Origin of the sequence: Terrabacter terrigena, from assembly GCF_042676085.1 — a bacterium.
Taxonomy (GTDB): Bacteria; Actinomycetota; Actinomycetes; order Actinomycetales; family Dermatophilaceae; genus Terrabacter; species Terrabacter terrigena.
Genome location: NZ_JBHTKH010000020.1, coordinates 17,525 through 44,360 on the forward strand (window position 1 = coordinate 17,525; position 26,836 = coordinate 44,360).

The window sequence follows — 26,836 nt, forward strand, 5'->3', positions numbered from 1 at the left end:
GTCGACGTGTGGCGTCAGTGCGGCTCGGACATACTCCACATCGTCCACAGCTCGGTGCGCATCCTTCGCGGCTGACGCAAGGTGTAGGTGACCGCCTGCGCGATGTCGGACGGCTCCATGAAGTCGCCCTCGGACGGGTCACGGTCGCCGAAGCGTCCGTCCGCCGCTGCGAAGGCGGTGTTGACGCCTGCCGGTGCGATCGTCGTGGTCCGGATGCCTTCGCCGCGCAGCTCACGGTCGAGGGCATAGCCGAGGTTGATCTGCGCCCCCTTGGTCGCGGCGTACACCGCCTCCTTGCCGCCGCCGATGAGGAGGCCGGCCACCGAGCCGATGATGACGATGTCGCCGCCGTCGCCCTGGGCCCGGAACTGGCGCACGGCCGCTCGTGCCAGCCAGACCGTGCCCTTGACGTTGACGTCCACCATGAGCGAGACCTCGTCCGCTGAGTAGTCGAGCACCCCGCCGTAGAAGCCGACAGCCGCGTTCGCCACCACGGAGTCGACGCGGCCGAAGGCTGCGACGCCGGCGCTGACGAGCGCGTCTGCCGTGGCCTCGCCCCTGACGTCGCCGACGTGGGTGGTGAGGCGGTCCTCGTCCCACGTGTCGCGAAGCGGGGCGAGCGCGTCGGGCCGCACGTCGCCGGCCACGACGCGGCCGCCGGCCTCGAGCACCAGTCGGGTGATGGCGCCGCCGATGCCGCCGCCGGCGCCGGTGACGACGACGACCGTGTCCTCGAGGCTGCGTCCGTGCTCCATGGCGGGGTGTCCTTCGGGTCGGATGGCGGTGCTGGTCACTTGATCGCTCCCATCGAGAGGCCACGGACGAGCTGCTTCTGCGCCACCCAGCCCGCGATGATGACCGGCAGCGCGGCGATCGTCGCGGCCGCCGAGAGGACCGCGAGGAACTGTCCTCGTCCATCGACGAAGCTGCCGAGGAAGGGCGGGGTGGTGCGGGCGGCCGAGCTCGTCAGCAGCAGGGCGAGGAAGTACTCGTTCCAGGCGAAGATGAAGCTGATGAGCGCAGCGGCCGCGACACCGGGCAGGACGAGCGGCAGCACGATCCGAACGATCTCGCGGAACATCCCGGCACCGTCCACGCGCGCCGCCTCGATGATCTCGAAGGGGACCTCGAGGAGGAACGAGCGCATCATCCACACTGTCACGGGCAGGTTCATCGCGCCGTAGACGATGGCGAGGACGTAGATGTTGTCGAGCAGCCCGACCGTCTTGAAGATCATGAAGAGCGGCAGCACGATCGCGGCGAGCGGCATGAACCGGGTCGAGATGAAGAAGGACAGCGAGTTCTGCACGTTCTTCACCCGGCGGATCGAGAGCGCGTACGCGGCCGGGATCGCGAGGAGGACCGAGATGACCGTCGAGGTCACCGCCGCGGTCAGCGAGTTCTGGAGGTAGCCGGCCATCCCGCGATCCATGGCGAGCCGGTAGCCCTCCGTCACGGGCTTGAAGATGAACGACGGGTTGACGGACGACGCCAGCGACTCCGGCTTGAACCCGTTGAGGAACATCCACAGCACGGGGAAGAAGAAGATGAGGACGAGGATCCAGGTGACGAGGGTGACGAGGGCCCCGCGGGCCGAGCGGGTCGAGCTGTTCATCGGCTTCCTCCTGCCATGAAGACCTTGAAGACGCTCTTGAGCGCGATGGTCGCGACGATGATCGTGAGGATGACGGTCACGACGCCGTATGCCGCTGCCTGCCCGACGTCGAGGCCGATGAAGGCTCGCTCGTAGAGGAGGTAGGCGAGGGTCTTCGTACCGCCAGTGCCCTTGGTGAGGATGGCGATCGGGTCGAAGACCTGGAGGATGATGACCGAGCCGAGGAGCACCCCGATCTCGATGTACATCCGGAGGTGGGGCAACGTGATCCACGTGAAGGTGCGCCAGGTGCCCGCACCATCGACCTGGGCGGCCTCGAGGATGCCCTTGTCCTGCCCCTGCAGTCCGGCCAGGAGGATCAGCATCATGAACGGCGTGAACTGCCACGTGAGCACGATGACGACCGTCATCATCGGGTGCTCGGTGCTCCACGACACGACCGGCAGGTGCAGCGCCCGGAAGAGCCAGTTCAGCATCCCGATGTTGGTGTCGAACATCGAGTACTTCCAGATGAGCGCTGCGGCCGCCGGCATGATGAGGAAGGGTGTGATCATCAGCGTCCGGGCCACTGCCCGCCCGTGGAACTGGCGGTCGAGCAGCACAGCGAAGAGCAGGCCGAAGAGCACCGCGAGGGTGACCGAGAAGGCGGTGATGAGCACCGTGGCGACGATCGAGGGCCACAGGTCGCCCGAGGTCAGTGCACTCGTGTAGTTGTCGAACCCCGCGAAGGCACGCTCGTTGGGGTAGAGCAGGTTCCACTTCGTCAGCGAGAAGCCGATGGTGGTGAGGAACGGAATCTGCGTCAGCAGGATGAGAAAGATGACCGCCGGCAGCACCAGGCCCCGGTTCCTCCAGAGCTCCTTGCGCTGCAGACGGCGCTTGTCCGTTGCGGTCACGGCCCGGACGTCGTCGAGCTCGGTGGGTTGTGTGGTGGTCGTGGTTGTCGTCATGTCGGCACTCCCTCGTGCGACTGCAGGGGTTGGAGAAGGTGGGCGGGGCCGGGTCCGGGGCGTGCCGGACCCGGCCCCGTCGGCTGGGCGTCAGCGGGACGTCACTTCTTGTGCTTGTCGCCCGCCTGCTGGGCGATGCTCTGGCACTTGCCGAGGGCGTCGTCGATCGTGCCGCGGTTGGCCAGGTAGTCAGCGACGAGCTGGGCGCACTGGTTGCCGACGTCCTGGAACTCGGGGATGGACACGTACTGGATGCCGACCCACGGCTGTGGGTTGACGCCCGGCTGCTTCGGGTTAACCGAGCTCATGACGTCGAGGGTGATGGGCGCATACGCCTTCGCGGCGTCCTTGTACTGGGGCAGCTCGTACGTCGAGGTGCGCGAGCCCGGTGGCACGTTGGACCAGCCGATCTTCGTGCCGACGAGCTTGATGTAGTCCTTGCTCGTGGCCCACTTGACGAACTTGACGGCCGCGTCCTTCTTCTTCGTCGACGCCGGGATGGCGAGGTTCCAGCTCCACAGCCAGCCGGACTCCTTCGTCTTGCTGACCGGCATGTGGGCGTAGCCCATCTTGCCCTTCACGGGCGAGTCGGCGGCTTCGAGCATCGAGGCTGCCACGGAGGCGTCCGCCCACATCGCGGCCTTGCCCTCCTTGAGGGCGGTGAGGCACTCGTTGAAGCTGTAGGAGACAGGGTCCTTCTCACCGGAGTCGTCGAGCATCTTCTTGTAGAAGCCGACGGCCTCCTTCCACTCCGGGGTGTCAACCGTCGCTTTCCAGTTGCTGTCGTACCAGCTGCCGCCGAAGGTCTGCACGACCGTGGTGAGCGGTGCGAAGAGGTCTCCCCAGCCTGGCTTGCCACGCATGCAGATGCCCGCCATGTCAGCGGTGTTGACCTTCTTCGCCGCGTCGGCGACCTCCTGCCACGTCGGGTTCTGGGACAGCTTGACGCCGGCCTTGTCGAGGACCTCCTTGTTGTACATGAGGATCGAGGACTCGCCGTAGAACGGCACAGCGAAGAGCTTGCCGTCGAAGGTGTTGACGTCGCGCACCGGCGGGAGCAGGTCGTTCACGTCGTACGACGCGTCCGACTGCAGCTCGGGGGTGAGGTCGACGAGCCACCCGTTGGATCCCCACTGGGGCGTCTCGTAGGCACCGATGGTCACGATGTCGTACTGACCGGCTCCGCTCGCGACGTCCGCCGTCACGGCGGCGCGGAGGTCTCCCTCCTCCATGACCTGGAAGTTGACCTTCGTACCGGGGTTGGCCTTCTCGTACTCGGTCTTGAGCTTCTCCATGTCCTTCATCTGGCCGTTGTTCACGGTGGCCACGTTGAGGGTGACGGATCCGCCGCCGGCTCCGGTGGACCCGCCACCGGACTGCACCGCCCCGGACGAACAGGCCGCCACCGTCATGGCCACTGCCACGGCGCCCGTCCCCAGCGCGAGCATGCGCTTGTTCGCAAGCATTCCCAACTCCTTTGGTAGGCATTTCTCGTTCCGTCAGCCCGGTCTGCGAGTCCGGTGGGGCAGCGCCCCGAGCGGATGTGAGCTCCGCTGGCGTTCTTGACGAGAACTTGCCGGAACGGTAATGAGGCGGTCTCGTGCTCAACAACGCCGTCAGCCCTCAGTCATTGATACGATTTTTCGCGAGGGTGGTGGCAGCATGGGGCGCATCGGTCACGGCCCCGCATGAGGTGGTGACGATGAAGTCCCACGCGGGGGAGGAGGCGAAGATTTCGTATCGATCGGACGAGGAATTCCACGCCGCTGAGGCCGGTCGTCGCGACGCAGAGGCCGCGCGCTCACTGACGTCGGAGGCGATCCTGGGCCAGGCAGTGCGTCGCGAGTACATCCCGCACCACCCGCAGGCCTCGATCCGGGTGCTGACCCACGACTTCCCCAGCGAGATCTGCGGCTGGGGTGCGCACCCCGAGTACGAGATCCACCTCATCACCAAGACCCGGGGCAGCTTCATCGCCGGCGACCACATCGGCACCTTCGCACCCGGCCACGTGAGCCTGATCGGGCCCAACCTGCCCCACGACTGGGTCAGCGACCTCGACGAGGGCCAGGTCGCCGTCGACCGTGACGCCGTGATCCAGTTCAGCGACGATTGGATCCGCGCGGTCATGGGGCTCATCCCCGAGCTGGCCGAGGTCTCGGAGATGCTGCAGCGGTCCACGCGGGGGCTGGTCTTCTCCGGCGCCACCGCCTGGCGTGGCGCCGAGACGATCCTCGCGTGCGTGCACAGCCACGGCACCGAGCAGATCGGTCACCTGCTCAAGCTGCTGGCCCTCTTCGCGCACGCGCCCACGGATGAGTACGAGCTCGTCGCGAGCGAGTGGATGGGCCGTCCGACCGACGCCGCCTCGCGCGACGCGGGTGAGGCTGGGCTCAGCTACATCTTCGACAACCTGACCGGTGACATCCGCCTGTCGACGGCCGCGCGACTGGCCTACATGTCCGAGCCGACGTTCTCCAAGTACTTCAAGACGGCGACCGGCATGACCTTCTCGAGCATGGTCAAGAAGCTGCGCATCGCCTATGCGCGACGGCTGCTCGACACCACCGAGGACTCGGTCGCCCAGGTGGCCGCCCTGAGCGGATACAACAACATGGCGAACTTCAACCGGCAGTTCCTCGCCGAGGTCGGTACGACGCCGACGGCCTACCGGAGGCTCGAGTCCGACCAGAAGCCGCCACCCGAGGTCTTCAGCCTGAACCGCCGCGCGCCGTCGCACTGACCGCGCGAGCTGCCCACGATCAGAGACGTCCCCGGCCGCCCTGCTGCCCTCTGGTGTGATGTGGCTGGCGGAGCCGCCGCTACCCATGGGTCGTGCCGTAGGTTCGGGAGCCGGTGCCCTCAGACCCTAGTGCGAAGGAGCCCAGCGTGCAGATCGGTGTCCCCCGCGAGACGCGTGTCCGTGAGACGCGGGTCGCAGCGACGCCCAAGACCGTCCAGGCGCTCATCGGCCTCGGCTACGACGTCGTCATCGAGACGGGAGCGGGGGAGGGGGCGAGCTTCTCCGACGAGGCGTATGCCGCCGCCGGAGCCCGCGTGGTCGACCGCGCCGAGGCGTGGGGCTCGGCGATCGTGCACAAGGTCAACGCGCCGTCGGACGACGAGATGCCGCAGCTGCGCCCCGGCACCGTCCTCGTGTCCCTCATGGCTCCGGCCATCAGCCCCGACCTCGTCGAGAAGCTGCGCGCCGCCGGTGTCACGGCGATGGCGATGGACGCGGTCCCACGCATCAGCCGCGCCCAGTCGCTCGACGTCCTGTCGTCGATGGCCAACATCGCCGGCTACCGCGCCGTCGTCGAGGCCGCGCACGAGTTCGGGTCGTTCTTCACCGGACAGGTGACCGCCGCCGGCAAGGTGCCGCCGGCCAAGGTGCTCGTCGCCGGAGCCGGGGTCGCCGGGCTCGCTGCCATCGGCACCGCCCGGTCGCTCGGTGCCATCGTGCGCGCGACCGACGCGCGGGCCGAGGTCGCCGAGCAGGTCGAGTCGATGGGCGCCGACTTCCTGCCCGTCGAGCTGCCCGAGGTCGACGAGGCCACCGCGTCGAGCGACGGCTACGCCAAGGAGATGGGCGACGAGTACAACCGCCGGGCCGCCGAGCTGTACGCCGCCCAGGCCCCCGACGTCGACATCATCATCACGACCGCGCTGATCCCCGGTCGGCCGGCGCCGCGGCTCATCACCGCCGAGATGGTGGCCACGATGAAGCCGGGCTCGGTCATCGTCGACATGGCCGCCAGCAACGGTGGCAACGTCGAGGGCGCCGTCGCCGACGAGCTCGTCGTCACCGCGGGCGGCGTCAAGATCATCGGCTACACCGATCTCGCGGCCCGGCTGCCCACCCAGGCGTCACAGCTCTACGGCACCAACCTCGTCAACCTCATGAAGCTGCTGACGCCCGGCAAGGACGGCCAGCTCGTGCTCGACTTCGACGACGTGGTGCAGCGCAACATGACCGTCGCTCGCGACGGCGAGCTGCTGTGGCCGCCGCCGCCGATCCAGGTGAGTGCGGCCCCGGTCGCCGCAGCGCCCACGTCGGGCAAGCAGGTCGCGAAAGAGCCTGAGCCGCCGAAGGACCCACGGCGAAGGTATGTCGGGATGGCGATCGGAGCCCTGGTCTTCGCCCTCGTCGCCGCGTTCTCGCCGGCGAGCTTCCTCGGCCACTTCACGGTGTTCGCCCTGGCCGTCGTCGTCGGCTACTACGTCATCGGCCACGTCCACCACGCCCTGCACACGCCGCTCATGTCGGTGACGAACGCGATCAGCGGCATCATCGTGGTCGGCGCGCTGATCCAGCTCGGCCAGTGGGCCGGCGGGATGTCCGGCGGGATCCTCGTGCTCGCCTTCCTCGCGACGCTCATCGCCAGCATCAACATCTTCGGCGGCTTCCTCGTGACCCGCCGCATGCTCACGATGTTCCGGAAGGGCTGACCGCACATGGACATCGCACTCATCAGCGCGGCATACATCGTCGCTGCCCTGCTGTTCATCCTGTCGCTTGCCGGCCTCTCGAAGCACGAGACCGCGCGTGACGGCAACGTCCTCGGCATGATCGGCATGGTGCTCGCGCTCGTCGCCACGCTGTGGCTGGCCCTGCGCGGGTCGGGCGCCCTCAACTGGCTGCTCATCGCCGTGGCCATGGCGATCGGTGCCGCGATCGGCATCTGGCGGGCCCGCATCGTCGAGATGACCGGCATGCCCGAGCTCATCGCGATGCTGCACAGCTTCGTCGGAGCGGCCGCGGTCCTCGTCGGCTTCAACACGTTCCTGGCCACGGGGTCCGAGGGCTCGGACGGCGTGCACCTCGTCGAGATCTTCCTCGGTGTGTTCATCGGTGCCGTGACGTTCACCGGGTCGATCGTGGCCTTCCTCAAGCTGTCCGCCCGGATCTCGAGCAAGCCGCTCATGCTTCCCGCCCGGCACTGGCTCAACCTCGCCGCGGTCGTCGTGTCGGCGGTCCTGCTCGTCTGGTTCGTCGCGTCCCACTCGATCGTGCCGCTGGCGGTCATGACCGCTGTCGCGCTCGCCTTCGGCTGGCACCTCGTCGCCTCGATCGGTGGCGGTGACATGCCGGTCGTCGTGTCGATGCTCAACAGCTACTCCGGGTGGGCGGCAGCGGCGGCCGGCTTCATGCTCGGCAACGACCTGCTCATCGTCACGGGCGCGCTCGTCGGTTCCTCGGGTGCCTACCTCTCGTACATCATGTGCAAGGCCATGAACCGCTCATTCGTGTCGGTCATCGCCGGTGGGTTCGGCTCCGACGGTGCTGTGAGCGACGCCGACGTCGACTACGGCGACCACCGCGAGACGAACGCCGAGGAGGTCGCCGACCTGCTCACGCATGCGGGCTCGGTCGTCATCACGCCCGGCTACGGCATGGCCGTCGCCCAGGCGCAGTACCCCGTCGCCGACCTCACCGCGAAGCTGCGCGAACGCGGCGTCGACGTGCGCTTCGGCATCCACCCGGTGGCCGGGCGCCTGCCGGGTCACATGAACGTCCTGCTCGCCGAGGCGAAGGTGCCCTACGACATCGTCCTCGAGATGGACGAGATCAACGACGACTTCCCAGGCACCGACGTCGTCCTCGTCATCGGCGCCAACGACACGGTCAACCCGTCCGCCGCCGAGGACCCGACCTCCCCGATCGCGGGCATGCCGGTGCTCGAGGTCTGGAACGCCAAGGACGTCGTGGTCTTCAAGCGCTCGATGAACGCCGGCTACGCAGGCGTGCAGAACCCGCTCTTCTTCCGCGACAACTCGGCCATGCTCTTCGGCGACGCCAAGGAGCGCGTCGAGGACATCATCAAGGCCCTCTGACCGGGCCAGTCCCGCCCGCTGTGCTCGGATCTTGCTCCCCTTAGGGGAGCAAGATCCGAGTCGCGCGGGCGGATTTGTGTCGGTGCCGAGCTATCAGTTCTTGCTCCGCCAGGGGGAGCAAGATCTGAGTCGCGCGGGCGGATTTGTGTCGGTGCTGAGCTATCGGTTCTTGCTCCGCTGAGCGGAGCAAGAACCGAGCGGGCGGTGCGATACGGCATGCGCCGACCGGTGTCGACCTCCACTGTCGGTTCCTGCTGCGACGATCGGCGCCTGGCCAGGATGCTCGGGGGTGCCGCTCATGGATGCGCAGGGTCGCTCGACCGAAGACTTCGACGCGGCGCGGTATGCCGCCCGCGCCCGTCGGGTGGCGGACCTGAGCCAGCGCGAGCTCGCAGAGCTGCTCGGCCTGTCGCGCGCGACGGTGGGCCGCATCGAGTCCGGGGCCGTGCGCGTCGACATCGCGACGCTGGCCTCGATCCTGACCGTCGCCGGCCTGCGGCTCGCGGTGCTCGACCACTCGGGAGCCGAGGTCCCGCCGATCCCCGTCGACGTCCTGCGAGACCACGCCGGTCGGCGGCTGCCGAGTCATCTCGACGCCCGGCCACCCGTCGACGAGCCCGCCGACCGCGGCATCGACCCGCGCCGTGGCCGGCCGCCGGCGCTCGCCTGGTTCGAGCAACGCGACCGTCGGCAGCGCCGAAGGGCTCGACGCGGCACCCCGGCCGACCACCCGACGGTGAGCGGCGTGCGGGAGGAGAAGGCCGCCGCACGGCGTCGGGCCCTGGAGGCGGCTGCGGCCCGAGAGGCGGTCAGCCCGACGCCCGAGTGCCAGTGCCTCGACGACTGCTTCGAGCGGGCGTGCCTCGCCAGCTGCACCTGTCAGTGCGAGCCTGGACGATCCATCTGGACGCGGACGACGTCGTGAGCCCGCCCGCAGGCGCGGACGGGCTCACGTACTGGCGGACCGTCGTGGTCAGCGTTCGCTGAGAACTTCCGGGCTGCCCTCGATGCCGGACTCGGGCTCGCCCGTGGCGAGCTTGCTGTTGTGGCGGGAGTAGGCGAAGTAGATGAGGAACCCGATGGCCATCCACACGATGAAGCGGATCCAGGTCTCGATCGACAGGTTGAGGATCAGGTAGAAGCAGAGCAGCGCCGACAGCCACGGGACGACCGGGCTGCCCGGCACCTTGAAGGCGCGCTTCAGGTCGGGGCGGCGCTTGCGCAGGATCGGGATCGCGATGGACACGAGCATGAAGGCGGTCAACGTGCCGATGTTGACCATCTCCTCGAGCTTGCCGATCGGGGTGAGCGCGGCGATGAGCGCGACGACGCTGCCGATGATGATCGTGAGCTTGACCGGTGTGCCGGTGCGCTCGTTGGTCACGCCCAGGCCGCTCGGGATGAGGCGGTCGCGGCTCATCGCGAACGTCACGCGGGTCGCGCCGATGAGCAGCGTCATGACGACCGTCGTGAGGCCGGCCACCGCGCCGGCCGAGATCAACGTGGCGTAGCCGTCCTTGCCGACCGAGGTGAACGCGGAGGCCAGGGCCGCGTCCGGGTCGATCTTGTCGTACTTGACCATGCCGGTGATGACGAGCGAGACGGCCATGTAGAGCACCGTGCAGATGACGAGCGAGCCGATGATGCCGATGGGCAGGTCGCGCTGCGGGTTCTTGGCCTCCTCGGCCGTGGTCGCGACGACGTCGAAGCCGATGTAGGCGAAGAAGACGACCGCGGCGCCGCTCATGATGCCGAGCACGCCGAAGGTCACCGGCTCGACGCCCGTGATCGCCTGGAAGAGCGGGGTCGTCAGACCGGATGCGGCCTCGCCCGGCTGCGACGGCGGGATGAACGGCGTCCAGTTGTTCCGGTTGATGAAGCCGATGCCGGCGAAGATGACGAAGAGGACGATGAACAGCTTGATGGCGACGAGCACCAGGTTGACCCGCAGTGACTCCTTGATGCCGATGGCCACGAGCGTCGTCAGCAGGGCGATGAGGATGAACGCCGGCAGGTCGAAGTGTGAGCCCGGCGCGAGACTCTCCGGCCAGGTGATGCCGAGCTGGTCGAGCAGCTTCACGAGGTAGGTCGACCACCCCTGGGCCACGACGCTCGCGCCGAGCATGAGCTCGAGCAGCAGGTCCCAGCCGATGATCCAGGCGATGAGCTCGCCGAGGGTCGCGTAGGAGAACGTGTAGGCGGATCCGGAGATCGGCACCGTCGAGGCGAACTCCGCGTAGCAGAGCGCGGCGAGTCCGCAGACCACCGCGCCGACGACGAACGACAGCGCGATGGCGGGGCCGGCGTAGTCCTTGGCGGCGCGACCCGTCAGCGTGAAGATGCCGGCGCCGATGATGACACCGACACCGAACACGGTGAGGTCGAGGGCTGAGAGGCGCCGTTTGAGGTGATGGTCGGATTCGTCGGCCGAGGCCATCGAGGCCTCGATCGACTTCGTGCGAAAGACACTCATGTGGACCTCCGAGCGGGTCGGCGATGACGGGCGGATCACCACAAACTAGCGGTGCGCCGCGTCACCGGCGAGCCCTGCCCCCGGGTCTCCAGGACCCGCGGCCGAAGCCGTACGCCCGCGCTCTGGGTCAGTCGCCGCGGCGGGGCCAGATGGGGCCGGTGTCGGCTCCGCGCCGGCGTCGCTTGATGTCGTCGCTCTCGTAGACGGTCTCGGGACGCTCGGACGGGCGCTGGATCGGCACGGCCCGGGAGTACGAGTCGAGGCGGTCCTGGATCGGGTTGTGGGTGCGGTGGACATCGGGGAAGCCGGTGCCGCCGGGGGTGATCGGGCTCGGCGGGGGTGCGGGGCTGCCGGGTCCGCTCGTGTCGTCGGCGAGCTCGTCGTCGAGATCCTCGAAGTCCTCGTCACCGGGCGGCGGGACGATGTGGAAGATCTCGGCGCAGATGTCGCGGTAGGTCCTGTCGGGGTCGGGCACCCACTTGACCTCGCGCAGGGCCTGGTCCTGGCCGGCGCTCTCGAGGACGAACTTGCCGTAGCCGAGGAACTGGCCGGGGATGGAGCGGACGTAGCTCATGTCGGTGACCTTGAGCAGCGGCATCATCGCGACCTTGTGCGTGATGAGGCCGAAGCGCAGCAGCAGCCGCTTGTCGGTCGCGACGAACCAGTTGTGCTGCCAGTCGAGGACGCACCACAGCAGCCGGCCGAACAGGACGAAGAAGAGCCACCAGAAGATCGTGCCGAGCGCCTGGGTCGACTTCGTCACGTTGGAGTCGACCCAGACCGCGGCGACGAAGCCGAGGAGGGCCGTCGCCGCGGGCTCGGCGAGCTTGGCCCAGTGGGCCCGGACGGCGGTCACCAGGTTCTCGCCCGGGAGCAGGATCGGGGTCAGCCCGGCCGGGACGTCTCTGCTCCGTCGCGCTGCCATGGGTTCAGTCTGCTCGCATCACCGGTTGAGCAGCGAGTTGAAGAAGCGCAGGATGGCGTTGAAGCCGTCGACCAGCACGCCCCAGATGTTGCTGACGATGTCGGCAGCCTTGTCAGGGGAGGTGAAGACGGCATACACGAAGAACGCCAAAATGATGATCAGGATGATCTTCTTGGCCTTGGGGCCCATGGTGTGTCGCTCCTTGGAGGGAAGGTGGCGCAGGCTGCCCTGACAGCCCCACGGCACAGGGGTGGGTCCAGTGTGCCGCACGTGGCAGGTGGGGCGCCGGATGGGCTTCGAGCCCGCGTGTCCGCGGCTATCCTCCTCGGGTGTCGCGAACGCCAGCATATGCCGCCGAGCTGCGGACCGCCCTGACGCGCGCCGTGCGCGGGGTCAGCGAGCGCGACCTGGCCCGCACGACGGAGGCGCTGGTCTCCCGCTACCGCTCGGTGGCCCCGGCGTCGGCCCCGATCCTCGCGTCGCGGGTGCACGTAGCGGCCTACGCCGCCTACCGGATGGCGGCGACGCACGCGGCCCTGTCGCGCATCCTGGGCGAGCTCGCCGACCGTGACCTCGCACCTCGGTCACTCCTCGACCTCGGTGGCGGGACCGGCGCGGCGGCGTGGGCGGCAGCGGGCGCCTTCGACTCGCTCGAGACCATCACCGTTCTCGACCAGGTCGAGGAGGCCCTCGGCCTGGGTCGCGAGCTCGTCCGAGACGCGGCCTCCGAGGTGCTGGCAGGCGCGACGTTCGCCCGCGCCGTCGCCGGCGACTGGCCGCAGCTCGAGGCCGACCTCGTCACCGTCTCCTACGTGCTCAGCGAGCTCGACGAGGCCGCGCAGGAGCTCCTGATCGCCGACGCCATGCAGCGAGGAAGGGCTGTCGTCGTCGCCGAACCGGGCACGCCCGACGGCTATGCGCGCGTGCTCCGGGTGCGTTCCGCGATGGTCGCTGCCGGCTGGACGCTCCTCGGTCCGTGCCCGCACGCGAGCGAATGCCCACTGGTCGGGAGGGACTGGTGCCACTTCGCGGCGCGCGTCAACCGCTCGGCAGAGCACCGGCGACTCAAGGGCGCCGAGCTGTCCTACGAGGATGAGAAGTTCTCGTGGGTGGCTGCTGCGCGCCCGAGCCTCGTGGAATCACCAGCAGGACAGCCGAACTCGGGTCGCATCCTCCGGCATCCGTTGAAGCGCAAGGGTTTCGTGGAGTTCCAGGTCTGCAGGCCTGACGGCACGGCCGGCCGGGAGGTCGTGTCGAAGAAAGCGGGGGAGCGCTACCGCTCTGCTCGTGACGCCGAGTGGGGCGACACGCTGCCCTGAGCGCGGAGCCAGCCCGACGGCATACGCAAGGAGCGGTCAGACGACGCCGTAGAGGCGGTCGCCGGCGTCACCGAGCCCGGGGACGATGTAGCCCTTCTCGTTGAGCTTCTCGTCGATCGTGCCGAGCACGACCTTGACGGGGACGCCGAGCGACCCGGCCTGCTCGCGCAGGTGGTCGACGCCCTCGGGGGCCGCGAGCAGGCAGACCGCCGTGATGTCGTCGGCGCCGCGGTCGACGAGGTACTTGATGGCGTCGGCCATCGAGCCCCCCGTCGCGAGCATCGGGTCGAGCACGAAGACCTGACGGCCGGTGAGGTCGTCGGGCAGGCGGTTCGCGTAGGTGACCGGCTCGAGGGTCTCCTCGTTGCGCTGCATGCCGAGGAAGCCGACCTCGGCGCTCGGCAGCAGGTTGACCATGCCCTCGAGCATGCCGAGGCCCGCACGGAGGATGGGCACGATGAGCGGCTTGGGGTTGCTCAGCTTGATGCCGGTCGTCGCCGCCACAGGCGTCTCGATCTCGAACGGCTCGACACGGACGTCGCGCGTCGCCTCGTAGGCGAGGAGCGTCATCAGCTCCTCGGCGAGCCGGCGGAACGTGGGGCTGTCCGTCCGCTTGTCGCGCAGGTAGGTCAGCTTGTGGGCGATGAGCGGGTGGTCTGCGACGTGGACGTCCATGGGTGGAAACTTAGCGCGTGCCCAAGCGATCCGAGACCCCCGGCAAGCGCCCCGTCCCCTCGCCAGAGTCGTATGCGGACTGGATGGGTCTGGCGCTCGAGCTCGCCGCCGCGGCGGTCGGGTCGCAGGACGTCCCGGTCGGCGCTCTCGTCGTGGACGCGGACGGCCGCGTCGCGGGCCGCGGGCGCAACGTCCGGGAGCAGCTCGGCGACCCGACGGGGCACGCGGAGGTCGTCGCCCTCCGGGAGGCGGCGGAGTCGGTGCGGGGGTGGCGGCTCGACGGCTGCACGCTCGTCGTGACGCTCGAGCCGTGCGTGATGTGCGCCGGAGCGGCCATGGCGGCGCGGTTGGAGCGCATCGTCTTCGGCGCCTGGGACCCCAAGGCCGGTGCGTGCGGCTCGGTCTGGGACCTGACCCGCGACCCGCTCGCAACGCACCTCGTCGACGTCGTCGGTGGCGTCAGGGCCGAGGAGTCGGCCGCCCTCCTGGTCGATTTCTTCGAGGGCCGGAGGCTCGGGTAAGGTCTCTCCCGGTGGCGTGTCCGAGCGGCCTAAGGAGCACGCCTCGAAAGCGTGTGTGGGGGTGACTCCACCGTGGGTTCAAATCCCACCGCCACCGCCATGTGATGTATCAGGAGATCAGCGACAGTGGCCCTACGGGAACGTAGGGCCACTGTTGTTTTCGGGGGTGTGCCTGAGGGGCGCTCCACACCTGATCGGCGCGGAGGAGGGCATCCGGGACCGTCTGTCGCTGCCGAACCCCTACGAGGAGGAGCGTGGCGAGGCCTGGACCGCGGTGGAGGGCCTCAGCTCGGCCGAGGACCGGGCGGGGGAGATCTAGACGGGGCGGGAGTCCTCGGTGGAGGACCTGCTCCCCGGGCTCGGCGGCTGACCTGGGCCCCGGGAGGGCAGCCCACTGGCAGGATGTGCGGCATGACGACGGACGTCCCGCTCAGCGTGCGCACCCCCTCTCCCCTGGGCGAGTTCCTTCGCGCCCGCCGCAAGGAGCTGGCACCTGAGGACGTCGGCATCAAGCGCGTCAAGGGACGGCGGCGCGTCGGCCTCAGCCGCACCGAGGTCGCCGAGCTCGCGAACATCTCGGTCGCCTACTACGACATCATCGAGCGGGGCCGTGACCTGCGCCCGAGCACGAGCGTCATCGACGGGCTCGCCCGCGCGCTCAAGCTGGGCACCGACGGTCGCGCCCACCTGCACGCCCTCGCCACCGGAGCGCCGTCACGCCGGCCGCAGGCCCCCGAGGAGCTGACCGAGGAGCTCGAGGAGCTGCTCGACTCGATCGACCCCAACCCGGCATACGTGGTCGGCGCGCGCTGGGACGTGCTCGGCGCGAACCACACCGCCTGCCAGCTGTTCACCGACTGGGAGGGCAAGCGGACCAAGCGCGAGCGCAACCTGCTGTGGTTCTACTGCTGCGACCCTGCGGCGCGCAGCCTCTTCGTCGACTGGGAGCAGGAGGCGGCCGACCAGCTGGCGCTCTTCCGCGAGGCGTACGCTCGCCACCCCGACGACCCGTCGTTCAAGCGGGTGCTCGACGAGGTCTTCAAGGCCAACCCGGCCACCGTCGAGTGGTGGGAACGCCACGACACCGACCCGACTCGTGGGCGCACCAAGCGGATCCGGCTCGACACCGGCCAGGTCATCCAGCTGCGGCAGCTCGTGCTGTCGGTCGCCGAGGAGCCCGACATCCGCGTCATCAGCTACTTCGCCGACGTCGACGGCGACCTCGACGACATCGAGATCGACCTCTAGGCGGACCTTCGCCCCGTCGTGCGCGCTCGCGGTCGGCGGCGCCCGGCGCACCGCCGCACGCCGACCGCAACAGCGCACGGCGGTCGGCCGCACAGGGCGCGGCGTCAGCGCCGGCGCGTGCCGAAGATGCTGCGGGTGATCTCGCGGCCGATGACCGTGCCGGCCGACCGGAGCATCGACTTGAAGGCCGAGCTGCCGGCCACCTGCTGGATGAGGCTGGGCTCCTCCTTGGGCGCCCGCTGCCTCGGCGCGGGCGCCGGGGCCGGGGCCGGCGCAGGGGCCGGAGCGGCCTGCTGCGGTGCGGGAGCGGCCTCGAGACGCTTGGCGAGCAGCTCGTAGGCGGACTCGCGGTCGACCACGTCGGCGTACTTGGTCTTGAGCTGCGACGCGTTGACGACGGCGTCCAGGGTCGCCTGCGGCGAGGGGTCCATGAGCGAGTTCGGGGCCTTCATGCGCGTCCAGGCCACCGGCGTCGGCACGCCCCGGTCGGAGAGCACCGTGACGACCGCCTCGCCGATGCCGAGGCTGGTCAGGAGCTTCTCCATGTCGTACGCGGTGTGCGGGTAGGTCGCGATGGCCTGCTTGAGCGCCTTCGCGTCGTCGGGTGTGAAGGCGCGCAGGGCGTGCTGCACGCGGTTGCCGAGCTGGGCGAGCACACCGGAGGGGACGTCCTTCGGCGACTGGGTGACGAAGAAGACGCCGATGCCCTTGGATCGGATGAGCCGCACGGTCTGCTCGATGGCGTCGAGGAAGGCCTTGCTGGCGTCGTTGAAGAGCAGGTGCGCCTCGTCGAAGAAGAAGACGAGCTTCGGCTTGTCGACGTCGCCCTCCTCCGGCAGGTCGTGGAAGAGGTCGGCGAGCAGCCACATGAGGAACGTCGAGAAGAGCTGCGGACGGTCTTGCACCTGGGGCAGCTCGAGGCAGGAGATGATGCCCTTGCCGTCGGGAGCCGTGCGCAGCAGGTCGCTCGTCTCGAACTCGGGCTCGCCGAAGAAGGCGCCCGCGCCCTGGTCCTCGAAGGTGATGAGGTTGCGCAGGATCACGCCGGCCGTCGCGCTCGACAGGCCACCGAGCTCCTTGAGGTCGGCCTTGCCCTCGTCGGAGGTGAGGTGGCTGATGACCGCGCGAAGGTCCTTGAGGTCGAGCAGCGCCAGGCCGTTCTTGTCGGCGTAGTGGAAGATCAGCCCGAGGCTGCTCTCCTGCGTGTCGTTGAGCCCGAGCACCTTGCTGAGCAGGGTGGGTCCGAAGCCCGTGATGGTGGCGCGGATCGCGATGCCGCTGCCCTTGCCGCCCAGCGTGTAGAACTCGGTGGGGTATGCCGTCGCAGCCCACGGCATACCGACGTCGGCCGCGCGGTCCGTGATCTTCTCGCCGCCCTCGCCGGGTGTCGCGAGACCCGACAGGTCGCCCTTCATGTCGGCCAGGAAGACCGGCACACCCTGGTCGGCTAGCTGCTCGGCCATGAGCTGGAGAGTCTTCGTCTTGCCGGTGCCCGTCGCGCCCGCCACGAGGCCGTGCCGGTTGAGCACGCTGAGCGGGATCTGGACCGGGGCGTCGGCGTGCGCCTGCCCGTCGACGACGGCGGCACCGAGCTTGAGCACCCCACCCTCGAACGCGTAGCCCGCCCGGATCTCGTCGATCTGGCTGCCGTCACTGGACTCCGAGGCCGGTGTCTGGGTCACCTGTCGAACTCTAGCCGTCACCCTGTCATGTTCGATGTCTATGCTGACCCGGTGATTTTCAAGGCCGTCGGTGACTCCCGCCCGTACCCCGACCACGGACTCGAGACGACCAAGGACTGGTCCAACGTGCCGCCCCGGGTGGTGCAGCTCGGCGAGCTCATCACCACCAAGAGCACCCTCGACCTGCGCAACCTCCTCGCCGACGACTCGACCTTCTACGGCGACCTCTTCCCCCACTGTGTCGAGTGGGAGGGGCAGCTCTACCTCGAGGACGGCCTCCACCGGGCATTACGCGCCGCGCTGCAGCAGAGACCTGTCCTCCACGCCCGAGTCCTCGTACTCTCCTGACACGGCCGCTCGACCACGAGCGCCGATGATTGAAGGAGGGCGGATGCCGGACGCGGCCAGGGACGCGGCCCAGGACGCCGACCGCACGTACCACGTGCGCCGTCAGCGCCGATCGGCGATCGTCATCGCGCTCGTCCTGCTCAGCATGGCAGGGGCGTTCTACTACGCCTCCACCTACTTCCGCGACACGACGCCCAAGCCCGGTCCGTGCACGACCGTGCCGCCGCAGCAGGCGCTCACGCCTCAGGACGTCAGTCTCAACGTCTACAACTCGACGAGCCGGGCCGGTCTCGCGAAGACCGTGGCGCGCACCGCCGTCGACCGGGGTTTCAAGGTGAAGGCCGTCTCCAACGACCCGAAGAAGGCCGGCGTCAAGCAGGTGGCACAGATCCGCTTCGGCCCCGAGGGGGCGGCCTCGGCGCGCCTCGTGCGGGCCCACGTGCCGGGTGGCGTGCTCGTCAACGACAAGCGCAAGGGCGACACGGTCGACCTCGTCGTGGGGCAGGCGTGGAAGGCCTTCGGCAAGGAGCCGGTCGCGGCCGCCCCCACGCAGACCCTGCGCCAGTGCCCCAGCGTCACCGTCGAGCCCTGACCCTCCCCACCGTCGAGAGGCCGACGTCTGTCGCCCTTCGCACGTCGAGAGGCCAAAGCCTGTCGCAGACCCTGACCTCTCGACGTCGGGCTGATGGGCCGGTGGGACGTCAGGAGGCGTACGGGATGCGCTGCCAGGAGAGGACGTGCTCGGCGCCGGGGCGGTTGACCGTCACGACGAGGAAGTCCTTGTTGTTGTTCGAACCGTCGACGGTCACACGCTCGAGGTTCTCGGCCGAGCCCTCGACGCCGTAGAAGCCCAACCACTTCGAGCCGGCCGCGAGCGGGCGGTCGGAGTTGTAGATGTGGCTGTCACCGTTGAAGAGGTAGACCTCGCCGTCGAAGGCGTCCGACTGGGCGACGAGCTCGCGCACGAGCGGCTGGAAGGCCGAGTTGTCGGCCCACGTCACGTCGTACGTCGGGTCGAACATGTCGGCCTGCAGGAAGAGCGCGACGGCGCGGTCGTGCCGCTGACGTGCTGAGGCGAAGGCCGAACGCACCTGTGCCACGGCGCTGTCCATGCGCGCCTTCTCCTCGGCGACCTGTGCGGCCGTCGGGCTCGTGAAGCCCAGCTCGGGCCAGGGCAGCGTGCCGTCGTTGCTGCCGACGACGTGCAGGGTCGCGATGTCGACGCCCTGCCGGCGGAACGACACGTTCTCCGGGAAGCCGGCCGCTTCCTGCGACGCGACGGTCGTGTCGGCGCCCAGCGTGCGGCCCGGGTGGTCGAAGAACATCGAGCGGATCGTCGACAGCCGCTCGAGCGGGTCGTAGGTGCCGTTGTTGGTGCGGTGGCAGTCGGTCCACTCGTTGTCGCCCGGCGTGTAGACGAGCGGCATGGTGAACCGGTCGAACTGCGTGCGGATCATCGAGAAGTACTCGTTGGTGCACTTCGAGGAGCCGTTCTTGATGTCGCCGACATGGACCGTGAACGACAGGTCGGGCGTCGCGTTGATCTGGTCGACCCAGCGTGGGAAGGCCGCCACCTGTTCGGCGCCGTAGGGCACGTCGCCGATGACGGCGAAGGAGTAGTGGCCGTCCTTCTGCTGGCCGGGGGCCGGGGCGTCGACGGCGTGCGCGGAGCCGATGCCGGCGGGAAGGAGGACGAGGGCTGCCGCAGCTGCTGCGAGGGTGTGGGTGCGAGTGAGGTGCATGAGTTCGGTTCTCTCGCATCGCCGTCGAACGGCGCCACCGCCAACGCGTGAACGGCAGGCGTCGGGTGGCTGGCCGACCGCTGGGACGGTCGCGGGCTCAGAGCTCGACGAGGGTCGCCACCATGAGGGCCTTGATGGTGTGCATGCGGTTCTCGGCCTGGTCGAAGACGACGGACGCCTCCGACTCGAACACGTCGTCGGTCACCTCGAGCTCCTTGAGCCCGAACTGCTCGTGCACCTCCTGCCCGACCTTCGTCTCCAGGTCGTGGAACGCAGGCAGGCAGTGCATGAACTTCACGCGCGGATTCCCTGTCGCCGCAAGCATCTCCGCGTTGACCTGGTAGGGCAGGAGAAGCCGGATCCGCTCGTCCCAGACCTCCTTGGCCTCACCCATCGACACCCACACGTCGGTGTGCACGAAGTCCACGCCGCGTACGCCCTCGGCGACGTCCTCGGTGAGCGTGATCCGCGCACCCGTCCGGGCGGCATACCTCCTCGCGATCGCGACGACGTCGTCGGACGGCCAGAGCGGCTGCGGTGCGACGATGCGCACGTCCATGCCGAGGATGGCGCCGGTGACGAGGAGGCTGTTGCCCATGTTGAAGCGGGCGTCGCCGACGTACGCGTACGCGATCTGCTCGTCGGGCTTGCCCGCGTGCTCGCGCATCGTCAGGGCGTCGCACAGCGACTGCGTCGGGTGCCAGTCGTCGGTGAGGCCGTTCCACACCGGCACGCCCGCGAACGCGCCGAGCGTCTCGACGACGTCGTGGCCCGCGCCGCGGTACTGGATGCCGTCGTAGAACCGGCCCAGCACCCGCGCGGTGTCCTTGGCCGACTCCTTGTGGCCGATCTGGGAGCCGCTCGGGTCGAGGTAGGTGGTGCTCGCGCCCTGGTCGGCGGCCGCCACCTCGAAGGCGCAGCGGGTGCGCGTCGAGGTCTTCGCGAAGACCAGGGCGATGTTCTTGCCCGCCAGGCGGCGCTCCTCGCGGCCCTCGCGCTTGGCGGCCTTCAGCTCGGCGGCGAGGTCGAGCAGGGCCCGGAACTCGTCGGGCGTGAGGTCGATCTCCTTGAGCAGGTTGCGGCGGTGGAGCCCTGAGAGGGCGGAGACGGCGGTCATCGGCCGATGCTGTCAGGCGCGGGCCGCGCGCGGCAATCCGGTCTCAACGGGACCTGCCGACCAGCCACCGCGCGCGTGCGACGAGCGCCCTGGCCTGCAGCGGCACGACGACGCGCGGCCCCCCGCCGATGCAGAAGACGACGTCGTCGAAGCGGTGGATGCCGGGGCGGTGGGCGACGGCCCGGAAGGCGTCGCGCACCTGCCTCAGCTGCGTGGTGGTCATGAAGGGCGACGGCTCGTCGGGCTGGTAGCGCGCGCCGAGCGCGTAGTCGCGCCCCGGCCGGTCGGTCATCTCGACGTGGCAGCCGAGGACGTGGGTGACGTCGCGCTCGTCGCAGAAGGCCACGAGCCGGTCGAGCGTGGCGAGCAGGGCGTCGGAGTCCTCGACGTGGATGCGCCCGGGGTAGACCGTGTCGCCGGTGTGGAGCAGCCCCGTGGACGGGTCGAACACGGCGACGGACGCCGCGTGGTGGCCGGGGATGCCGAACACCTCGAGCACGCGGTCGCCCAGGTCGAACGTGACCACCTCGGCAGGCCAGCCCGTGAAGCCGAAGTACGCGCGCACCGCGGCCACGTCGTGCCCCACGACGGTCGTGTGCGGGCGGTCCACGAACGCCGCGTCGCCCGCGACGTGGTCGCCGTGCCCGTGCGTGTGCGCGACGACGAGGGCGTATGCCGTGTCGCCGGCTGGGGTGGCCGCGTGGCGGTCGAGCAGCCGGTCGACGGTGCGGCGCAGCGCGGTGCCGTCGACGGCACCGGTGTCGAGAAGCAGGGCGCGCTCCGCGCCGAGGAGCAGCAGGATGAACGGCGCCTCGTACGTGAGGTCCTTGCTCTGCCGGATGAGCACGGTGCCGGGCGCGAGCTGGTGGACCTGGAGCGGCGGGTCGTGGCGGCGGCGCGGCGACGGTGCGCCGTGGATCCACTGCACGTCGGTGTCGAGCGGTACTCGCCCACGGTCGGCCATGGCGCGATTGTGCTCGTCGTCGACGGGCCACGGGTCGATTTCTCGTGCGGGGCAGGCCTCCGGTAGCCTGCGCGACGGAGGATTCGCATAGTGGCCTAGTGCGCACGATTGGAAATCGTGTTGGGATAAAACCCTCGGGGGTTCAAATCCCCCATCCTCCGCCAGCAGCAACGGCCCCCATCGCGCCCAAGCGCGGTGGGGGCCGTTCTCGTTCTCGTTGTCGGCGACTGCGATATCGACGCGACGAGTGTCGGTGGGGGGCGGCAGACTCGGGCGGTGAGCTCGACCACAGTCCGCCCCCCGCTGTCCTCCTTCTGGCACGACCTGCCACGCGAGGGGCGTCTGCTCATCTCGACGGTGGTCTTCCAGTCGATCGGCACCGGGTTGGTCCTGCCGTTCATGGTCGTCTACCTCCACGAGGTGCGCGGCATCGCGCTCGAGACCGTGGGCCTGCTGCTCGCCCTCCAGGCAGGCGTCGGCATCGTCATGGTCACGCCCGTCGGCGCCCTCATCGACCGCATCGGGGCACGCCGCGTCTATGTCAGCAGCCTCGTCGCGCTGCTGGTCGCCGACGTCGTCCTCTCGTTCGCCACGACCACGGGTCAGGCCGCGATCGCCCTCGTGCTCATGGGCTACGGCTTCGGCATCGTCTGGCCGGCCTCGGGTGCGCTCATCGGCAACCTCATCCCGTCCGAGCAGCGGCAGCGCTACTTCGGCATCAACTTCACCCTGCTCAACCTCGGCATCGGCATCGGCGGCATCGTGGGCGGCAGGTTCGTCGACGTGTCCCGGCCCGGCACCTTCACCACCGTCTACCTGCTCGACGCGCTCAGCTACGTGCCCGCGCTCGTCATCCTGCTCGTCCCGCTTCGGCATGCCCGCGACCGGGTCGAACGTCCGGCCGACGACGACGCGAAGGTCTCCTACCTCGCCCTGTTGCGCGACCCCGGGCTGCGTGCCCTGCTCCTGCTGGTGGCGGTGTCAGCTCTCGTCTCCTACCCGCAGCTCAACGCGGGCCTGCCTGCCTACGCACGTGCCGAGGGCCAGATCTCGACCGAGGGCCTCGGCTACGCGTTCGCCGCCAACACGGTCGTCATCGTGCTGCTCCAGCTCTTCGTCCTCCAGCGCATCGAGGGCAGGCGGCGCACGCGCGTGGCCGTCGTCATGGCGCTGACCTGGATGGTCGCGTGGTCACTGCTCGGCGCGACGTCGCTCGTGCCCGGCACCGTGGTGGCCACCGTGCTGCTGTGCGCGTGCGCGGGCGTCTTCGGTCTCGGCGAGACCATGCTGCAGCCGACGACCGCCGCGATGGTCAACGACCTGGCGCCCGACCACCTGCGTGGCCGCTACAACGCGCTCAGCTCGCTGATGTTCTCCGTCGCCTTCGTCGTCGGACCGGTCGTGGCCAGCTCCCTCATCGGCCGCGGTCTCGGCATGGCCTACATCGGGTTCCTCGTCGGGGGTTGCCTCGTGCTCGCCGTCATCGCCGTCGTCGTCGAGCGGCGCCTGCCCGCGCACGTCAACGGCATCCGCGACCCGGTGTCCTCGCCCGGCGTCGCGGCTGGTGGGGTCCCGACCCCGGCGGACGGGGCGATTTCCGGCTGACGACGGCGGCGGCATACACTCGCTGTCGGCACCCCGCGTGGTGGTACCTCTCCGAACTCCCCCAGGGCAGGAATGCAGCAAGGGTAGGAGAGCTCTTCCAGGTACGCGGGGTGTCCCTTTTCCCGTCAGGTGCCCGGTGGCCGTCAGCGGGGAGCCGCCGTCGTCGTCCCCTCGCGCAGCGTGACGGGCGCGGTGGCGCTGCGTGGCCGCTTGCCGTCGAGGCGGCGGCGCACGAGCCGGCCGACCATCCGGCCACGTTCGCGGCCTCGCTGGTCCATCGTCGTGATGCGGTGCGGCAGCCAGGGGAGGTCGACGCCGTCGAAGCCGGTCACGCTGACGTCGTCGGGCACGCGCAGGCCCAGCTCCTCCGCGGCGATGACGATGCCCGCTGCGATGACGTCGGACTGGGCGACGATCGCGGTGGGTCGCACGCCGTCGGGCACATCGAGCAGCAGGCGGCCGGCGATGATGCCGCCCTCCACCGAGGACCCGTCGCCCGTCTGGACGACGGGCGCGTCGGGCCCGAACACGTCCCTGAAGCCGAGCAGCCGCCCGATCGAGGGGATCCCGGCGTCGGGCTCGACCGCGAGGTCGTCACGCACCGGGCCGGGCTCGCCCATGCCGGCCAGCGGCATCGCGACCGACGCGACCCGTCGGTGGCCGAGGTCGCGCACGTGCCTGGAGACCTCGGCGAACGAGGCCCGCTCGTCGATCCGCACCTGGGTGATGCGACGGTCGGCGGGCACGCCGGTGCTGAACATCGGTATGCCGCGTGCTGCGAGGTGTTCCACGGCGGGGTGCTCGCCCGGGCCGCACAGTGAGAACACGAGGGCGTCGAGGGCCAGGCCGGCGAGCTGCGGCACGACCGAGCCGGGGTCGTCCGTGGGCTGGGCGAGCAGGAGCATGCCGGTCGGCACCCGCTCGAGCTCCTCGGCGAGGCCGTCGAGCACGGCAACCGCGAACGGGTCGCGGAAGGCCTGCTGGAGGCGGCCCTCGACGAGCACCCCGACGGCACCCGCGCGGCCCTGTCGCAGCGACGACCCGAGGGGGTTCGGCCCGGTGAAGCCGAGCTCGACAGCCGCGGCTCGCACCTTGGCGGCGGTGGCCTCGGCCACCGGGCCCTTGCCGCTGAAGACGAGCGACGCGGTCGACACCGAGACCCCGGCGCTCTCGGCGACGTCGCGGAGCGTGGGGCGGGCTTGACCTCGGGCAACCATGGGGGCATGCTATCGAAACGATTCGAGTCGAAACGATTCGAGGCTCGTTCACACTGTTACTGAGAGGCTTGTCGCATGCCCGCCGCCAGCGCCCCGCCGGCCGCCACCGTCCGCACCGCGCGGACGGCCGTCTTCACCGCCTTCGCGATCAACGGCGCCGCCTTCGCCGCATTCGCCTCGCGCGTGCCCGACCTCAAGCACGAGCTCTCGCTCTCCGCCGGCGAGCTGGGCGTCACCCTGCTCGCGGCGTCCCTCGGCTCGGTCATCGGGCTGCCGATCTCCGGCTGGATCGTGCATCACCTCGGCGCGGCCCGCACCCTGCTCGGAGCCGCGCTCGTGCAGAGCGCGGGTTTCGTCGCGGTCGGCGTCGGGGTCACGGGTCTGCAGAACCGCGGCGTCGTCATGGCCGGACTCTTCCTCGTCGGAATGGGTGCCGGCGTCTTCGACGTCGGCATGAACCTCGAGGGCGCCTCCGTCGAGCGGCTTCTCGGGCGCGCCGTCATGCCGCACTTCCACGCCGCCTTCAGCGGCGGCACGGTGGTGAGCGCGCTGGTCGGCGCCGGTCTTTCGGCCATGCACGTCTCCATCGGCGCGCACCTCATCGGCGTCGTCGTGATGCTCCTGGTCGTCACGCCGTGGTTCCTCAAGGCCTTCCTGGCCCGGTCGGTCGAGCTCGACGAGCACGGCAGCGAGGTCAGGCAGAAGGCCGGCATCGGCGCGGCCTGGCGCGAGCCGCGCACCCTGCTCATCGGCGTCGTCGTGCTCGCGGCGGCGTTCACCGAGGGAACGGCCAACGACTGGGTGGCCGTCGCGCTCTCGGACGGCTACGGCCTCGAGCGCTGGCTCGGCGTCGTGGGCTTCGCGGTGTTCCTGTCCGCGATGACGGCCGGTCGCCTGCTCGGCACGCGCCTGCTCGACCAGCGGGGCCGCATCCCCGTGCTGCGGGTCCTGTTCGTCTCGGCCGTCGTCGGCTGTCTGCTCGTGGTCTTCGGTGGTCCGGTGCTCGCCTTCGTCGGCGCGGCCATCTGGGGCGTCGGTGCGAGCCTCGGGTTCCCCGTCGGCATGAGCGCCGCCGCCGACGACCCCAAGCGGGCCGCCGCCCGCATGAGCGTGGTGTCGACGATCGGCTACACCGCGTTCCTCGCGGGCCCGCCCCTGCTCGGCTTCCTCGGCGACCACGTGGGCGTGCTGCGCTCGCTCCTCGTGGTGGGTGCCATGGCGGTCATCGCCCTGCTCGCCCTCCCGTCGGTCCGCGAGCCCCAGAAGGTCGAGTCCGAGAAGACTGCCCGCCCCGTCTGAGACCGGCGCGATCCACCCAGCAGATCGAAAGAGCACTCCGTATGCCTCGTGCTGACGGAGTGCTCTTCGACTGGGGAAGGAGGTTCGCGCGGCGGCGCTCAGAAGTACTCGGTGATGTACGGGGTGGCGGTGAAGACGGCGTCCAGAGCAGCGTCGCCCTCGGGGCTGCCACCTGAGGCGAGACCGGCCTGCCGCAGTCGCGACACCGACCAGCCGCACCACAGTGCCGAGAGGCCCCTCGCGCCGACCCGCAGCGCAGACCCGTCGACCGCAGACACGTCGTCGCGGGTTGCGGTGCCGCGCCCTGCGGACACCGCGAGGCTCCACGCGCCGGTGTTCGCCGGCGCGTCGGGGTCGTCGGCGACCAGTTGTCCCACGACCGACGTGTGGGCGCCGAAGCCCCGGTTCCCGAAGGCTGCGGCGAGGTCGATGACCCGGCCCATCCACGGCGTCTGGTGCACCTCGTACGCCGCCATGCCCCCGAGGGCGAGCGTCACCGGGTCGCGCGGGTCGAGGTACGTGTGCACGGTCGGCGCCGCCGACGACCCGGACCCGACGAGGCCCCAGAGCGCCGCCGCAGACTGGGCCGAGCCGGCCACCAGGTGCTCGACGGTGACGACCCCGTCGGACAGGTCGTAGACGACGAACCCGTCGGCGACGACGTAGCCGATGAGCTCGTCGCGCTCGAGCATGCCGCGAAAAGCGTCGGTGGTCGGCACCATCGGGCCGCTCACGCCGTGCCTCGCCTGTGCCTCGCGCGCGAGGTCCTGCATGAGCTGGGCGTCCTCGGGACTCGCGGGCCTGGCGCCGGATCCGCCTGCGGCAACGGCTCGCCCGGCACGCGCGGAGCCGAGTTCACGAAGGAGGTGGCCGGCGTACGTGGTACGCGTCCGGAAGCCGCCGATCTCGTAGCCCGAACGTCGGTAGAGGGAGGCCGTCGTCGGGAAGAGGCACGACACCACGTCGCCGAGCTCGCCCATCCGTGCGATGAGCGCGCGGGTGAGGGTCGTCGCGACCCCGGTCCCGCGGGCGCTCGGCTCGACGTAGACGCCGGCGACGCCACCCATCCGGAGGTGGCGTCCGCCCCAGGCCTGCTCGAACGGGCGCATGCGTCCAGCGCCGAGCACCCGGTCGGACTCGTCGACCACCGCGATCATCCGACCGCCCAGCGTCTCGGCCGAGACGCGGCTCCACCAGTCCTCGCCACCGACGCCCAGGGGCCCGAACGAGCGGTTGCGGATCGAGAGGACGGCGGGGAGGTCGGCGTCGACGACGTCGCGGGTGCGGAGCTCGCTCATGGC

At 69.9% G+C, this 26,836-nt stretch carries 25 protein-coding genes, 2 tRNA genes and 1 other RNA gene; 14 read left to right on the plus strand and 14 right to left on the minus strand.

Features of this window, described 5'->3' with window-relative positions:
• Positions 1 to 14: 14 nt before the first annotated feature.
• The 4 genes from ACFQ2V_RS19535 to ACFQ2V_RS19550 form a co-directional block, all read right to left on the minus strand.
• Positions 15 to 794 carry an SDR family oxidoreductase gene (locus ACFQ2V_RS19535; RefSeq protein ID WP_386054612.1) on the minus strand — a complete coding sequence of 260 codons (780 nt, stop codon included), beginning with the start codon at positions 792 to 794 and terminating at the stop codon, positions 15 to 17.
• A complete protein-coding gene (locus tag ACFQ2V_RS19540; RefSeq protein ID WP_386054613.1) occupies positions 791 to 1,615 on the minus strand; it encodes a carbohydrate ABC transporter permease in 825 nt (274 codons plus the stop codon). The genes ACFQ2V_RS19535 and ACFQ2V_RS19540 overlap by 4 nt, the downstream gene beginning before the upstream one ends.
• Positions 1,612 to 2,565 carry a carbohydrate ABC transporter permease gene (locus ACFQ2V_RS19545; protein ID WP_386054614.1) on the minus strand — a complete coding sequence of 318 codons (954 nt, stop codon included), beginning with the start codon at positions 2,563 to 2,565 and terminating at the stop codon, positions 1,612 to 1,614. Before ACFQ2V_RS19545 ends, ACFQ2V_RS19540 begins: the two co-directional genes overlap by 4 nt.
• A gap of 101 nt (positions 2,566 to 2,666) precedes the next feature.
• Positions 2,667 to 4,031, minus strand: coding sequence for an ABC transporter substrate-binding protein (locus ACFQ2V_RS19550; protein WP_386054615.1), 1,365 nt, complete (start codon positions 4,029 to 4,031; stop codon positions 2,667 to 2,669).
• Positions 4,032 to 4,267: 236 nt separating this feature from the next.
• Here ACFQ2V_RS19550 and ACFQ2V_RS19555 point away from each other — a divergent pair, with 236 nt between their 5' ends.
• From ACFQ2V_RS19555 to ACFQ2V_RS19570, 4 genes are all read left to right on the plus strand, one after another.
• Complete coding sequence (locus ACFQ2V_RS19555) at positions 4,268 to 5,308, plus strand: helix-turn-helix domain-containing protein (protein ID WP_386054616.1); 1,041 nt, start codon at positions 4,268 to 4,270, stop codon at positions 5,306 to 5,308.
• A 146-nt stretch (positions 5,309 to 5,454) separates the two neighbouring features.
• The gene (locus ACFQ2V_RS19560) at positions 5,455 to 7,014 is read left to right on the plus strand and encodes a Re/Si-specific NAD(P)(+) transhydrogenase subunit alpha (RefSeq protein WP_386054617.1); all 1,560 of its coding nucleotides are present in this window, start codon (positions 5,455 to 5,457) and stop codon (positions 7,012 to 7,014) included.
• Positions 7,015 to 7,020: 6 nt separating this feature from the next.
• The gene (pntB, locus tag ACFQ2V_RS19565) at positions 7,021 to 8,400 is read left to right on the plus strand and encodes a Re/Si-specific NAD(P)(+) transhydrogenase subunit beta (protein ID WP_386054618.1); all 1,380 of its coding nucleotides are present in this window, start codon (positions 7,021 to 7,023) and stop codon (positions 8,398 to 8,400) included.
• Positions 8,401 to 8,698: 298 nt separating this feature from the next.
• Positions 8,699 to 9,325: a helix-turn-helix domain-containing protein gene (locus tag ACFQ2V_RS19570; protein ID WP_386054619.1), complete on the plus strand. Its 627-nt coding sequence runs from the start codon at positions 8,699 to 8,701 to the stop codon at positions 9,323 to 9,325.
• 48 nt (positions 9,326 to 9,373) lie between these two features.
• Here the strand turns inward: ACFQ2V_RS19570 and ACFQ2V_RS19575 are convergent, their stop codons facing one another.
• The 3 genes from ACFQ2V_RS19575 to ACFQ2V_RS19585 all read right to left on the minus strand — a co-directional run bounded on the left by ACFQ2V_RS19575 (position 9,374) and on the right by ACFQ2V_RS19585 (position 12,044).
• Positions 9,374 to 10,873 (minus strand): amino acid permease, encoded by a 1,500-nt coding sequence (locus ACFQ2V_RS19575; protein WP_386054620.1) that lies wholly within the window; start codon positions 10,871 to 10,873, stop codon positions 9,374 to 9,376.
• A 127-nt stretch (positions 10,874 to 11,000) separates the two neighbouring features.
• Positions 11,001 to 11,798: a PH domain-containing protein gene (locus ACFQ2V_RS19580; RefSeq protein ID WP_386054621.1), complete on the minus strand. Its 798-nt coding sequence runs from the start codon at positions 11,796 to 11,798 to the stop codon at positions 11,001 to 11,003.
• 18 nt (positions 11,799 to 11,816) lie between these two features.
• On the minus strand, positions 11,817 to 12,044 hold the full coding sequence (locus ACFQ2V_RS19585) for a hypothetical protein (RefSeq protein WP_386054622.1): 228 nt from the start codon (positions 12,042 to 12,044) through the stop codon (positions 11,817 to 11,819).
• A gap of 83 nt (positions 12,045 to 12,127) precedes the next feature.
• Between ACFQ2V_RS19585 and ACFQ2V_RS19590 the strand changes: the two genes are divergently transcribed.
• Positions 12,128 to 13,117: a small ribosomal subunit Rsm22 family protein gene (locus ACFQ2V_RS19590; RefSeq protein WP_386054623.1), complete on the plus strand. Its 990-nt coding sequence runs from the start codon at positions 12,128 to 12,130 to the stop codon at positions 13,115 to 13,117.
• Between the two features lie 36 nt (positions 13,118 to 13,153).
• Here ACFQ2V_RS19590 and upp read toward each other — a convergent pair whose 3' ends face one another.
• A complete protein-coding gene (gene upp / locus ACFQ2V_RS19595; protein ID WP_386054624.1) occupies positions 13,154 to 13,792 on the minus strand; it encodes a uracil phosphoribosyltransferase in 639 nt (212 codons plus the stop codon).
• A gap of 17 nt (positions 13,793 to 13,809) precedes the next feature.
• Between upp and ACFQ2V_RS19600 the strand changes: the two genes are divergently transcribed.
• The 3 genes from ACFQ2V_RS19600 to ACFQ2V_RS19610 all read left to right on the plus strand — a co-directional run bounded on the left by ACFQ2V_RS19600 (position 13,810) and on the right by ACFQ2V_RS19610 (position 15,561).
• Positions 13,810 to 14,313, plus strand: a complete 504-nt coding sequence (locus tag ACFQ2V_RS19600; protein ID WP_386054625.1) for a nucleoside deaminase — start codon at positions 13,810 to 13,812, stop codon at positions 14,311 to 14,313.
• A 10-nt stretch (positions 14,314 to 14,323) separates the two neighbouring features.
• A tRNA-Ser gene (locus ACFQ2V_RS19605) sits at positions 14,324 to 14,413 on the plus strand.
• A 311-nt stretch (positions 14,414 to 14,724) separates the two neighbouring features.
• Positions 14,725 to 15,561 (plus strand): helix-turn-helix transcriptional regulator, encoded by an 837-nt coding sequence (locus ACFQ2V_RS19610; RefSeq protein WP_386054626.1) that lies wholly within the window; start codon positions 14,725 to 14,727, stop codon positions 15,559 to 15,561.
• A gap of 104 nt (positions 15,562 to 15,665) precedes the next feature.
• Here ACFQ2V_RS19610 and ACFQ2V_RS19615 read toward each other — a convergent pair whose 3' ends face one another.
• A complete protein-coding gene (locus ACFQ2V_RS19615) occupies positions 15,666 to 17,243 on the minus strand; it encodes a helicase HerA-like domain-containing protein (RefSeq protein ID WP_386054627.1) in 1,578 nt (525 codons plus the stop codon).
• 51 nt (positions 17,244 to 17,294) lie between these two features.
• Between ACFQ2V_RS19615 and ACFQ2V_RS19620 the strand changes: the two genes are divergently transcribed.
• Positions 17,295 to 17,591 (plus strand): type II toxin-antitoxin system VapB family antitoxin, encoded by a 297-nt coding sequence (locus ACFQ2V_RS19620; protein ID WP_386054628.1) that lies wholly within the window; start codon positions 17,295 to 17,297, stop codon positions 17,589 to 17,591.
• A 43-nt stretch (positions 17,592 to 17,634) separates the two neighbouring features.
• Positions 17,635 to 18,183 carry a LytR C-terminal domain-containing protein gene (locus ACFQ2V_RS19625; protein WP_386054629.1) on the plus strand — a complete coding sequence of 183 codons (549 nt, stop codon included), beginning with the start codon at positions 17,635 to 17,637 and terminating at the stop codon, positions 18,181 to 18,183.
• A gap of 109 nt (positions 18,184 to 18,292) precedes the next feature.
• Here the strand turns inward: ACFQ2V_RS19625 and ACFQ2V_RS19630 are convergent, their stop codons facing one another.
• The 3 genes from ACFQ2V_RS19630 to ACFQ2V_RS19640 form a co-directional block, all read right to left on the minus strand.
• Positions 18,293 to 19,333: a metallophosphoesterase gene (locus ACFQ2V_RS19630; RefSeq protein ID WP_386054630.1), complete on the minus strand. Its 1,041-nt coding sequence runs from the start codon at positions 19,331 to 19,333 to the stop codon at positions 18,293 to 18,295.
• A gap of 97 nt (positions 19,334 to 19,430) precedes the next feature.
• Positions 19,431 to 20,450, minus strand: a complete 1,020-nt coding sequence (gene argF, locus ACFQ2V_RS19635) for an ornithine carbamoyltransferase (protein ID WP_386054631.1) — start codon at positions 20,448 to 20,450, stop codon at positions 19,431 to 19,433.
• Positions 20,451 to 20,493: 43 nt separating this feature from the next.
• Positions 20,494 to 21,414 carry an MBL fold metallo-hydrolase gene (locus ACFQ2V_RS19640; RefSeq protein WP_386054632.1) on the minus strand — a complete coding sequence of 307 codons (921 nt, stop codon included), beginning with the start codon at positions 21,412 to 21,414 and terminating at the stop codon, positions 20,494 to 20,496.
• A 76-nt stretch (positions 21,415 to 21,490) separates the two neighbouring features.
• Between ACFQ2V_RS19640 and ACFQ2V_RS19645 the strand changes: the two genes are divergently transcribed.
• The 3 genes from ACFQ2V_RS19645 (at position 21,491) to ffs (ending at position 23,140) form a co-directional block, all read left to right on the plus strand.
• A tRNA-Ser gene (locus ACFQ2V_RS19645) sits at positions 21,491 to 21,578 on the plus strand.
• 112 nt (positions 21,579 to 21,690) lie between these two features.
• Entirely contained in the window at positions 21,691 to 23,019 is a 1,329-nt protein-coding gene (locus ACFQ2V_RS19650) for an MFS transporter (protein WP_386054633.1), read from the plus strand.
• A gap of 24 nt (positions 23,020 to 23,043) precedes the next feature.
• Positions 23,044 to 23,140: signal recognition particle sRNA small type (gene ffs, locus ACFQ2V_RS19655), an RNA gene on the plus strand.
• A 22-nt stretch (positions 23,141 to 23,162) separates the two neighbouring features.
• Here the strand turns inward: ffs and ACFQ2V_RS19660 are convergent.
• On the minus strand, positions 23,163 to 24,236 hold the full coding sequence (locus ACFQ2V_RS19660; RefSeq protein ID WP_386054634.1) for a LacI family DNA-binding transcriptional regulator: 1,074 nt from the start codon (positions 24,234 to 24,236) through the stop codon (positions 23,163 to 23,165).
• Positions 24,237 to 24,311: 75 nt separating this feature from the next.
• On the opposite strand from ACFQ2V_RS19660, the gene ACFQ2V_RS19665 reads away from it, so the two are divergent.
• A complete protein-coding gene (locus ACFQ2V_RS19665) occupies positions 24,312 to 25,535 on the plus strand; it encodes an MFS transporter (protein WP_386054635.1) in 1,224 nt (407 codons plus the stop codon).
• A gap of 98 nt (positions 25,536 to 25,633) precedes the next feature.
• Here the strand turns inward: ACFQ2V_RS19665 and ACFQ2V_RS19670 are convergent, their stop codons facing one another.
• Positions 25,634 to 26,833 carry a GNAT family N-acetyltransferase gene (locus ACFQ2V_RS19670; RefSeq protein WP_386054636.1) on the minus strand — a complete coding sequence of 400 codons (1,200 nt, stop codon included), beginning with the start codon at positions 26,831 to 26,833 and terminating at the stop codon, positions 25,634 to 25,636.
• Positions 26,834 to 26,836 lie beyond the last annotated feature (3 nt).